This window comes from Parvimonas micra, from assembly GCF_037482165.1.
Taxonomy (GTDB): Bacteria; Bacillota; Clostridia; order Tissierellales; family Peptoniphilaceae; genus Parvimonas.
The window spans coordinates 1052286-1064729 of sequence record NZ_CP148048.1 but is presented as its reverse complement, the minus strand read 5'-3'; the positions used below and the strand labels follow the sequence as shown (position 1 = coordinate 1064729).

General features: G+C 26.3%; 6 protein-coding genes. All 6 read left to right on the top strand.

Annotated features, from left to right (window positions below; translation table 11 throughout):
- Window positions 1-116 precede the first annotated feature (116 nt).
- The 6 genes from WFJ11_RS05135 (at window position 117) to addA (ending at window position 12407) form a co-directional block, all read left to right on the top strand.
- Window positions 117-1856 carry an ABC transporter ATP-binding protein gene (locus tag WFJ11_RS05135; RefSeq protein ID WP_338817038.1) on the top strand — a complete coding sequence of 580 codons (1740 nt, stop codon included), beginning with the start codon at window positions 117-119 and terminating at the stop codon, window positions 1854-1856.
- Window positions 1846-3678 carry an ABC transporter ATP-binding protein gene (locus WFJ11_RS05130; protein WP_338817037.1) on the top strand — a complete coding sequence of 611 codons (1833 nt, stop codon included), beginning with the start codon at window positions 1846-1848 and terminating at the stop codon, window positions 3676-3678. Before WFJ11_RS05135 ends, WFJ11_RS05130 begins: the two co-directional genes overlap by 11 nt.
- Before the next feature lie 149 nt (window positions 3679-3827).
- The gene (locus tag WFJ11_RS05125; protein ID WP_338817036.1) at window positions 3828-4727 is read left to right on the top strand and encodes a hypothetical protein; all 900 of its coding nucleotides are present in this window, start codon (window positions 3828-3830) and stop codon (window positions 4725-4727) included.
- Window positions 4728-4763: 36 nt separating this feature from the next.
- On the top strand, window positions 4764-5075 hold the full coding sequence (locus tag WFJ11_RS05120) for a hypothetical protein (RefSeq protein ID WP_338817035.1): 312 nt from the start codon (window positions 4764-4766) through the stop codon (window positions 5073-5075).
- An 88-nt stretch (window positions 5076-5163) separates the two neighbouring features.
- Complete coding sequence (locus WFJ11_RS05115; RefSeq protein ID WP_338817034.1) at window positions 5164-8622, top strand: PD-(D/E)XK nuclease family protein; 3459 nt, start codon at window positions 5164-5166, stop codon at window positions 8620-8622.
- Window positions 8622-12407, top strand: a complete 3786-nt coding sequence (gene addA / locus WFJ11_RS05110) for a helicase-exonuclease AddAB subunit AddA (protein ID WP_338817033.1) — start codon at window positions 8622-8624, stop codon at window positions 12405-12407. The genes WFJ11_RS05115 and addA overlap by 1 nt, the downstream gene beginning before the upstream one ends.
- The last annotated feature ends 37 nt before the right edge of the window (window positions 12408-12444 follow it).

Here is a 12444-nt window from a genome sequence, read left to right as displayed (position 1 = left end):
TCTCACTTTAGTTGGGTATACAATAATAGTGAGATTTTTAGTTCGGAAATTTATAAAACTTAAGTATTGATATATTTAAGTTTTTTTCTTTAGTACATATTATACGGAGGAAGTTTATGGTAAAAACGTTAAGTAAGAGTATAAGGGAATATAAAAAAGACTCGATTATGTCTGTTATTTATATTGTCTTTGAAGTTATTATGGAATGTATAATTCCTTTTATTCTTGCAAATTTAGTAAATGGAATAAGATCAAACATTCCAATTAGAGATTTATTTAATCAAGGATTAATTCTTGTTGTAATGGCAATGCTATCTTTAACTTTTGGAATATTAGCGGGAAAGAAAAGTGCAGTTGCATCTGCAGGTTTCGCTAGAAATTTAAGAAAAGATATTTTTGAAAAAGTTCAAGGATTTTCTTTTGAAAATATAGATTCTTTTTCTAATTCGTCATTGCTTACAAGACTTACAACTGATGTTACAAATGTTCAAAATGCTTATATGATGACAATTAGAATGGCAATCAGAAGTCCATTTATGTTTGTTTTCTCTTTTGTTATGTCATTTATTATGGGTGGAAAACTTGCATTTATTTTTGTTATAGTTGTTCCAATACTTTTAATTGGACTTGCATTTATACTTATAAAAGCGATGAAAATTTTCAAAAAAATATTTTATAAATATGATGATATGAATAATACTATTCAAGAAAATATAAAGGCTATAAGACTTGTAAAATCTTTAGTTCGCGAGGATTTTGAAATTGAGAAATTTGATAAAGTTGCAAGTGAAGTAAAACATGATTTTACAATTGCAGAAAAAATAATATCATTGTATGCACCTTTAATGCAATTTTGTTTATATGTAGATACTGTTTTGATTTTGTTTTTAGGTTCTTATGTTATAGTAGCTGGAATTAATCCAAATTTCAATGTTGGACAGATATCTGCACTTATGACTTACAGTTTTATGATTTTGAGCAGTCTAATGATGTTTTCAATGGTTCTTGTTATGTTAACAATGGCAATGGAATCTTCAAAGAGAATATCAGAAGTTTTAAATACAGAATCAACTATAACAGACGAAAAGTCATTGCATAAAGTATTAAATAGTGGAGAAATTGAATTTAAAAATGTCGTTTTTAGATATTCAGAGGACGCAAAAGAAAATGTAATTAATGATGTTTCATTTAAAATTCCTTCTGGAAGTACGGTTGGGATAATTGGAGCTACCGGTTCTGGAAAGAGTACATTAGTTCAATTAATTCCTAGACTTTACAATATAAATTCTGGAGAAATTTTAATTGACAATATTAATATCGAAAATATTGACATTGAATTATTAAGAGAAGAAGTAGGTATGGTTCTTCAAAAAAATACATTATTCTCCGGAACAATTCGAGAAAATTTAAAATGGGGAAACAAAAATGCAACTGATGAAGACCTTGATTTAGTTTGTAATATTGCTCAAGCAACTGAAATTATAAACAAAATGCCTAATGGTTATGATGAATATATTGAACAAGGTGGAGCAAATCTATCAGGTGGTCAAAAACAAAGACTTTGTATTGCAAGAGCATTACTTAAGAAACCAAAAATTTTAATTTTTGACGACTCCACTTCTGCTGTTGATACAAAAACAGATGAATTGATAAGAAGAGGTTTACAATCCTATATGCCTGAAACTACAAAAATTATAATCGCTCAAAGAATATTATCCGTACAAAATGCAGATATAATTTTGGTAATTGAAAAGGGCAAAGTAGTTGCTAGTGGAAATCATGAAACTCTAGTAAGACAAGAGGGATTATATCGTGATTTATATTTAACACAAGGAGGAGTTGTAGATGAAAAATAGTAAAAAATCAATTTTATTCAGAGTAATAAAAGAAGTATTTACAGTTTATCCTGTACTGTTTCCATTAGTTTTAGTTGGTATTGTTTTTACTGCCGGGGTTAGCTCAATTCCAAGTTTATTTATTCAAAAAATTGTAAGTTTACTTGAAGCTAGAGATCCTTCAGTTTCATGGTCTGTTTTTTCAAAAGAAATGATTACTTTAATCTTGATATTAATTGGAGTAGATATACTTTCTTTGATATTAACAGCTGTATATAATCTTGCAATGGCTACTATAACACAAGGAACTCTTTATCATATGCGAAAAAAGATGTTTGTAAAAATGCAAACTCTTCCTTTAAAGTATTTTGATACTGAAGGTCATGGGGATATAATGAGTTATTATACAAATGATGTTGACGCCTTAAGACAGATGATTTCTCAAAGTTTACCGAATGTCTTAGCATCATTAGTTGTTGTTATAACAGTTTTTGGCATAATGTTATATTTTAGTTTCTGGATGACACTTACCGTTCTACTAGGTGTTGTTGCTATGTATTTTGTAACAAAATATGTTGGTAAACATTCAAGAAAATACTTCATTGAGCAACAAAAATCATTAGGTAAAACTGAAGGTTATTTAGAAGAAATGATTTATGGACAAAAAGTTGTAAAAGTTTTTAATTATGAAGATGAGTCAATGAAAAAATTTAATGAAGTAAATGATAAATTATTTGATGATTCTCAAAAAGCAAACTCTTATGCTAATATACTTGGACCAATTTTAAATAATATAGGAAATATTCTATATGTTGTTGTTGCAATTGTTGGAGGACTTTTAATATACTTTAATGTATATAATTTAAGTCTTTCAGGTATGGCAATTAGTATAAGTATAGTAGTTCCATTTTTAAATATGACAAAGCAATTTTCAGGAAATATCAACCAAGTTTCAATGCAATTAAATTCAATTATTATGGGTTTAGCAGGTGTTGAAAGAGTTTTTGCGCTAATTGACCAAGAACCTGAAGTAGATGATGGAAAAGTTGAAATAGAACAAGAAAATGACAAATATGAATTTGTAAAAGAAAATGGTGAAAAAACTGAAGTTTTAGGAAATATTGATATAAAAAATATTGTTTTCGGATATAATAAGGAAAAAACAGTTTTAAAAAATATCAGTATTACTGCTAAACAAGGTGAAAAAATTGCACTTGTAGGAGCAACCGGAAGTGGTAAAACTACAATTGCCAACCTTATAAACAGATTTTATGATGTAAATAGTGGAGAAATTTTATTTGACGGAATAAATGTAAATTCAATAAAAAAAGCTGACCTTAGAAAAAATGTAGGTGTTGTTTTACAAGAAACAAATCTATTTACGGGAACAGTTTTAGAAAATCTTAGATACGGGCATTTAGAAGCTACAAGAGAAGAATGTATCGAGGCATGTAAAAAAACAGGTGCTCATGAATTTATAATAAAACTTCCAGAACAATATGATACAGTATTAAGAAGTGGTGGAGAAAATTTATCTCAAGGTCAAAGACAGTTACTTGGAATTTCAAGAGCATTACTTGAAAATAAACCTGTTCTTATTTTAGATGAAGCTACTTCTTCAATAGATACAAAAACAGAAAATGTTGTTCAAAAAGCCATGTATGTCTTAATGGAAGGTAGAACTGTATTTATAATTGCTCATAGACTTTCTACAATTTCAAACTCTGATAGAATAATTGTTCTGGATAATGGAGAAATTTTAGAAATGGGAACTCACGATGAGTTGATTGAAAAACAAGGAAGATATTATCAATTATATACAGGGAAATTTGAATTGGATTAATAAGTTAAAAAATCAAAGTCTGTAATTTGACTTTGATTTTTTTGTGTTATATAATGGTATTATACATTAACAATATAGAGTGTAGAAATTATATACTTTGTATTCTGCAGAACATATAATAAATAATTCAAAGATGGGAATTGATATTTATGAAAAAGAATAATTTAAGTTTAGATTTAAGTTTAGAAAATAGATTATATCATAATACTTTTAAAAAAATTATTAAGATAATATTATTATATTTAATTTTTAAGCTTATATTAAGTCTATATTTTATGTATAATGTTCATATGTTCAAACAAGAATTTTTGCATGGTAAAAAGTTAGTATTTGAAGTTGATGGAATAGGTTACGATATAGATACTATTGAAGAAAAAAAAGAAATTATTGACCTGATAACTGATTTTTCTAATAAAAGTGAAAGAATTTATTTTGCACCTTATAAATGCTTACCTAGAGTAGAAATTTCTACAGATAGTTATTATGTAAATGCTTATGAATGCTATAATTATTATTTTAGATTTATGTTAAGGGATTTTTCTGTTGGAGGAAGGTATTTAAAAGAAAAGTCATTAAATAAATTGTTTGAAAAATATGGAAAAAAAGATTTTTTTGCTCTTGAGGGTGAGTTTTCAAATATTTCTGATGTTTATAAACAAATAAGGGAAAATAATAGAAGTTTTGATATCCATTCATTTATAGAAGATAAAGAGGACGTTGATGGAAAAACAATTTATCACTTATATAAAATTTATAAAGGTGCAAAAATATTAGATGGTTATGAAATAGTCGTTAAAGATAATAAATTTAAAGTTACAAAAGTTGAGAATAAAAAATTTGATATAAAAGTTGATGATGCTCTTTCAAAATTTGGAATAGATAGATATTTAAAGTATAGAGAAGATAAAACTGGAGAAAAATTGAAAGTAATTAAAACTGAATTTATTCATCAAGATGGTAAATTTTATAATCGTTATGAAGTAGAAGTTTCTTTTAATGGAAAAAAATCTAGAATTTTTCTATATGAAGAAAAATATGTAGGAAAATAATATTGTAAAGATAAAAAAAATTAAAGGAGACAAATTATGAAAAATAAACCTTTTAAGTTGGTATTAATACTATTTTTGTTTTTAGTTTCAATACTTCTTTATAATCATTTTAAGGTTGAAGTGGACGAAGAAATTCTAAAAAAAGAATCTGTAATATTAGAAAAAGAAAAGACTATTAAAGAATATGTCGATAATGCCAATAAAGATACAAAAGATAAAAAAATGGTAGTTGTTTCTCACAAAAAAGTTAAGGACAAAAATGGAGAGAAATATACTAGATATGATATGCAAATTGAAAATGAAGATGGATCAAAATCAAAAATTTTTTCAGTTTATAGAAAAGAATAGTTTACAAAGAGTTACTTAAGTGGTAACTCTTTTTTGTTATATCAAAATATGATAAAATAATCATATCAGATTGAAAGAGGTAATTATTGTGGCAGTTGGATTTATTACAGGAAGATTTGGAGCGGATAGGACTGATAAGATTTTAGATCTTTGTTTTGAAGAGGCTAAAAGAGAAGATAAAAAGCCTATCTATATTTTAGTTCCGGAAAAATTTACATATGAAATGGAAAAAAGATTAAGTGAAAAGCTTGAAGATGAAAAAAATATTGATCCTAATTTTAGAATTAGAGTTGTAAGTTTTTCAACTTTAAGTAAAATTGTTTTTACCAATGTTGGAGGACTTAAGGAGAGAAGACTTACAACAAGTGCTAGAAGTCTTTTGACTTTTAAGGCTATGGACTTGGTTTCAAAGGATTTGGTTACTTTTAAATCCGACGATTTTAAAATGGGTTTTGTGAACAATATTATGGATATGATAATAGAGTTTAAGCAAAATGATTTTTCGGTTACGGATGTTTTTTCGCTTACAGAAAATGTTAAAAATGAGTCTTTAAAATTTAAAATGCAAGATTTATATAATATTTATAAATCTTATGAAAATTTAATTGATAAAAAATACTCCGATACTGAAGATACTTTGAATATTTTTGCCGAAAAACTTGATGATTTTGAAAGTATCAAAGGAGCAACTATTTTTGTTGACGAATATATGGACTTTACTCCTGCTCAATACTTGGTAATTGAAAAGTTAATCTATTTTTCAAAAAATATTTATTTTTCTCTTTTAACTGATTTTAAAAATTTACATTCAAAAATGAATATGTTTTTAAGAAGTAATTCAACAATTTTAAATATTAAAAACATTTGCGAAAAGTATAATATTCCATTGCTTGAAAATATTTCACTTTCAAATGAAAGCTACTATAATTCTAAAGATTTATCGTTTTTAGAAAAAAATATCGGTACTTTTTCTCCAAAATCATATTCTAAAGATTCTGAAAATATTAGAATTTTAAAGTTTAAAAATATATATGATGAAGTTTCTTTTATTGCAGAAGAAATTTCAAAATTAGTTAAAACTAAAAATTATAGATATAATGATATAACTCTATGTATGAGAAGTTTGGATGAATATTCTTATATAATAGAAAGAGTTTTTGATGATTACAATATTGATTATTTCTTGGATGAAAAGATTTCAATTATGGAAAATCCGATTATTATTCTAATTTTGTCCATTTTGGATATGAAGGATAAAAATTATTCCTATGATTCTGTTTTCAGATATTTGAAGAGCGGACTTACAGGAGTTTCTGATGAGGATATTTTCCTTTTGGAAAATTATGTAATTGCAAATGGAATAAAAGGCAATCGTTGGTTTGACGAATCTTGGAACAAGTCCATCGTTCATAGTTTTGAGGAAGAAAGTGATTATGAAAAACTTGTAAAGATAAATGAGATAAAAAATATTGTAATAACGCCGATAAAAAATTTACATGATAAGTTAAAAGGTAGAAATACCGTAAAGGATATTTGTAAATATTTATATGAGTTCACTTTGGAAATTGGACTTTTTGATAGAATAAACAATCTTGTAATGAATTTCCAAAATGAAGGAAATTTATATAAGGCTAAAGAGTATTCTCAAGTTTGGGGAAGTTTTACAGCAGTTTTGGATGAAATGGTTGAATTTATGGGAGAGGAGAAAATTGCCTACTCAAAATTTATAAATTTAATTAAAACTGAACTTGAAAATATTGAGCTTGGAATTGTTCCGCCTTCAAAGGATGAAGTCTTTATTACAACTGTTGACAGAATGAAAAAACCTTCTACAAAAATAGCTTTTGTATTGGGAGTTAATGATGGGAACTTCCCGAAAAATATAGTGGATAATGACTTAATTAGCGAAAATGAAAAAGAAAGTTTAAAAACTTTAGGCTTTAATTTTTCTAATAACAATTTACTAAAAACTACTGATGAACAATTTTTAAGTTATAAGACTTTCAGTATTGCAAAAGAAAAATTGTATATAACTTTTCCGATTTCCGATTTGGAGGGAAAGAGTCTTTTAGTTTCAAGATTTGTGAAAAAAATTAAATTCATTTTTGGAAATTTAGAAGTCGAAAGCATAGATTATTTAAAAGATTTTTCTATTATGGATATTTTTGAAACTTTTTCTAAAGAGAGATTATATCAAATCTTAGTTTCTAATATTGAGGCTTTAAATTCAAATAAATTGAGCGAAAATGATAAATTCAATTTTAGAGAAATAATTGATTTCTTGATTGAGGATGAAGATTATAAATATAAGATTGAAATTTTAAAGGATAAATTAAATTACAAAAAAGAAACTGAAAATATAAAAGATTATACTTCATTTCTTTATGAAAGTGGAAATGTAAGCATTTCAAAACTTGAAAACTTTATGCGTTGCCCTTTTTCATATTTTATAAACTATGGACTTAGAGCAAAGGAAAGAGAAGTGTATGATTTTTCTCCTGCAGATTATGGAACTTATTGCCATAAGATTTTTGACGACTTTTTTAAGGGAGTTTTTGAAAATAATATTGATTGGAATATAATTGATAGAGAATTTATCAAAAGGGAAGTAGAAAAATTAACAGCAAAAATGGCTGAAAAGTCTAATTTTATTCTTGAAAGCTCTCCAAAATATAAATATTTTTCAGCTATTACACACAAAAATATTGTTGAAAGCATAGAAATTATGGCAGAACAAGTAAGACGTGGAAACTTTATTCCAACAGGTTTTGAAACAGAATTTGGAGATGAGTCAATAAAACCTATTACCTATACTTTAAAGAATGGGAAAGAAATTAAATTAGTTGGTAAAATTGACAGAATTGATATTTTTAAAGGAGAAAATTTTGACTTTTTAAGAATTATTGATTACAAGTCTTCAAAAAGAGATATTGACTTAAATCAAGTCTATGCAGGTCTTCAGCTACAACTTTTTGTCTATATGAATGCAATTTTATCTTCCAATAAGGAAAGATATAAACCTGCAGGATTATTTTACAGTGATTTCAATACAAATTTAGTTGGATTTGAAACTTATTCCAAAATGCTTGATATGAATGATGAAAGTTTTCATAGTGAAAAACTTAAGAAAAATAAACTTACAGGTTTTGTTATAAAAGATATGGAACTTTTGAAGAATTTGGATAGGACTTTGGATGCGGATAATTTGGCTTCTGAAATACTACCTATAAAATTAAAGTCAAAAGGGCAAGAAATCGGAGCAAGCACATTGGGCTTAACTACGGATGAATTTGAAATTGTAAATGAATTTGTTTTAAATAAGACTAAGGATATCTGTGAAGAAATTTATGCAGGAAATATTGATATAAAACCTTTCAGATATAAAAATAAAAAGCCTTGTGATTATTGTAAATATAAATCCATTTGCAGATTTGATATTAAGCATAATAAATATAATAATATTAAGAATTTATTGACAAAGGATAGACCTAATGAAGTTTTTGAATTGATGAATTCGGAAAACAAAGAGAAAAGAGGTGAGAAATAGTGAGTGAAGTAAAGTGGACTAAAGAGCAAAGACAGGTAATAGATAGCAGAAATACGAATTTACTTGTGTCTGCAGCAGCGGGTTCTGGAAAAACAGCCGTACTTATCGAAAGAATTATAGAGCTTGTTTTAGACGAAAAAAATCCAATTGATATAAACAAATTACTTGTTGTAACATTTACAAAATTGGCTGCATCTGAAATGAGAGAAAGAGTAAGTAAGGCTATTGAAAAAAAACTTGAAGAAAATTCGGAAAATGAAAATCTTCAAAAACAATTACTGCTCCTTAGCGGTGCTGACATCACAACTATTGACTCTTTTTGTAAAGATGTTTTGATTTCTTATGCTCATTTGGTAAATTTAGATAGCAATATAAAAGTTATAGATCCAAGCGAAAATGAAGTTTTAGCCAAAGAAGTTATGGAAGAATTATTTGAAGAGCTTTATGAAAATAATGATGAGAGCTTTTTGAGATTAGTTGATTGGTATGCCAAGAAAAACACTGATGAAGGACTTTTGCAACTTTTATTGAATGTAAATAATTTTGTAAATTCACATCCTTTCCCAAATATTTGGTTAAATGAAAAGGCAGAATTTTTTAATACAAATACAAAGGATGATGATTTCTATTTAGAAAACTACATCTTGGATATTGCAAAAGATGTAGATATGGATTTGGAATTTTTTGAATTGAGTATAAAAAACAATTTGAAAAAAATCGAAGACTATCCTGAACTTGAAAAATATGTAAATATGTATAATAATTTGTTAGATGCTCTATCTGTCGTAAAGGAAAATTTAAAGAAATTTTTAAAAGACAATACGAAGTTTGATGAGCTTAAAATATCAACTAATGAATTTTTAAATTCGAACTTTGTAAGTTTTAAAATTTCAAAATGTGATGAAGAAGTAAAAGAGATATACAATAAAGTTAAAAAAGAATTGGATAGTATAAAGTCGGAAATTTCAGAATCACTTAAAACTTTAAATTTAGATATAGAAAATATCAAAAGAGAAAGTGATTTAATTTATCCTTATGTTCGTTCAATTTCTGATGTTGTAATTAAATTTAAGGAAAAGTTTTGGGAGAGAAAGCAAAAATTTAATTATGTAGATTTTGCCGATATTGAACATTTGGCACTTGAGATACTTGTAGATATTGATGAAGATAGAAATATTATACCGTCTAAAACAGCTTTAGAATATCAAGAAAAATATGCTGAAGTTTTTATTGACGAATATCAAGACAGTAACCTTGTTCAAGAAATTCTTTTATCAGCAGTTGCAAAAGATAATAACAGATTTATGGTTGGAGATGTTAAACAGAGTATTTATAGATTTAGACAGGCAGATCCGAGTATTTTTATGGAAAAATATGAAAATTATAATAGAATAGAAGATGATATTGACAGTTTTAATAATAAGATAATGCTCTATGCGAATTTTAGAAGTAGAAAAGAAATCCTTGAGGGAACAAATCTAGTTTTTTCAAAAATAATGAAAAAAGAAACGGGAGAACTTGATTATACTATTGACGAAAGATTAAATCCTATGGCAAGTTTTAAAGAAAGTGATGAAAATGTCGGTGGTGCAGTTGAAATTCTTTTAGTTGATGAAAAATCTGATGATGAGGACGAAGACGAGATAATTTTAACTGATGAATATTCGGAAGATTTTGAAGAGATGAAGTCTTTTAAACTTGAATGTATAAAAATTGCAAATACAATCTACAATATGATGAACAATAAAGAAAATCCTTTTAAAGTTTATGATAAAAATTTTGATGATTATAGGAAAGTTGATTACAAAGATATTGTTATTTTGATGCGTTCTCCGAGCAGTAATACAAAAATTTTAGAAGAAGTATTTTTAGAATATGATATTCCAATTTATGCAGAGAGTATGGGAGGATATTTTGATACTTTTGAAGTTGATACAATAATTAATTTGCTTAAAATTATAGATAATCCTATGCAGGATATTCCTTTAATTTCTGTAATGTATTCTCCAATTTATAATTTTACATCAACAGAATTGAGCGAAATAAGACTTGTAGATAGAAAATTAAAATTTTATGAGCTTTTAATAAAAATTTTAGAAGACAAAGACATCGAAATTAGAGTGAGTTTAAAGGAAAAAATTACAAAATTTATTTCCGATTTAAAATTATTTATAGAAAAAAAATCTTTAGTTTCTGCTGATGAATTAATATGGTTTTTATATAAATATACAGGATACTATAATTATGTCGGACTTTTGGATATGGGGGAACAGAGAAAAACAAATCTGATGTTACTTTTCGAAAAGGCGAAAAATTATGAAAAAAATTCTTATAAGGGATTGTTTAATTTTGTAAATTATATTCAAAAAATCAGTTTAAAAAGTGATGTTTCAGAGGCGAAATTAATTTCTGAAGATGCGAATGTAGTTAGAATTATGAGTATTCATAAGAGTAAAGGCTTGGAATTTCCTATTGTATTTCTCGCAAATACGAATAAGAAATTTAATTTCAGAGCTGACGACAGCAATTTAGTTTTACATCAAAAACTTGGTTTTGGTGCAGTTGTTTATGATATGGATAAAAAAACTTCATTCAACAGCATTATGAAGAAAAAAATTGAAAAATTCAAGAAAAATGAACAAATTGCAGAGGAAATGAGACTCCTTTATGTTGCAATGACAAGAGCAAAGGAAAAACTTATAATAACCGGAAGAGTAAAAGATTATGAGAATTTAAGAGAAGAAATAAGCTCCGGAATTGATGAAAGAGGCAATATAAGTAATTATAAAATTCTAAAAATAAATAATTATCTTGATTGGATATTAAGTTCTATTGATAATCTTACAGTTTATGGAACGAGTTTGAATTGTTTGGGAAGAGAAGAAAACTTTTTAGGAAATGAAGACTTGAAATTTCAATTAAATGTAAATACTAAAACAGAGGAATTTATAGAATATCAAAGAATTAAAGAAGAAATAAAAACAAATGAAATAATTTCGGAAGAAGATGATATAGAAGTTAAAAATGAAATGCGAACTGTTAAAGGATTTTTGGAGGATAGATTTAACAAAGAATATGTTTATAAAAATGTCTTGAACAAGCCTTCAAGCATTACTGTTTCTGAAATCAAAAAGATGATTCAGGAAGAAGACGAAGAAAAACATCAAAAATATTATAAAGAGAATTTTGTTTTGAAAACTCCGTCATTTATTCATCAGAGTGAGGGAAAAGTCGGATTTAATTCTGCAGAAAAAGGAACTATTTTCCATTTAGCAATGCAACTTTTAGACTTTTCAAAATTTGATACAGAAGATGTTTCAAAAATAAGAGAAGAAGTAAAGTTGCAAATAAATTCATTCGTTGAAAAAAATATTATGAATTTGGACGAAGCAGAAACGATAAAAATAAATTGGATAGTAAAATTTATTCAGTCGGATATTTTTAAGGAAATTTATATTGCAAATAAATCTGAGAAATTATTTAAAGAAAAAGCCATTGACTATAATATAAAATTGAAAAATCTATTTAAAGATGAAAATATTTCAGAAGACGAAAAAATTATGGTAGTCGGAATAATTGACCTTTTCTTTGAAAATGAAAATGGAGAAATAATTTTGTTGGATTATAAGACGGATTATGTAACAAAAGAAAATCTTGAAGAAGTAAAGGCAAGATACAAAGTACAATTGGATTTATATAAATCTGCAATTGAAGACATTTCCGGTAAAAAAGTCACTAAAAAGGGATTGTATCTATTTGGAATAAATGAATTTGTTGAAATTTAGCAAAAATCAAAGTCAAAACTTGACTTTGATTTTTTAA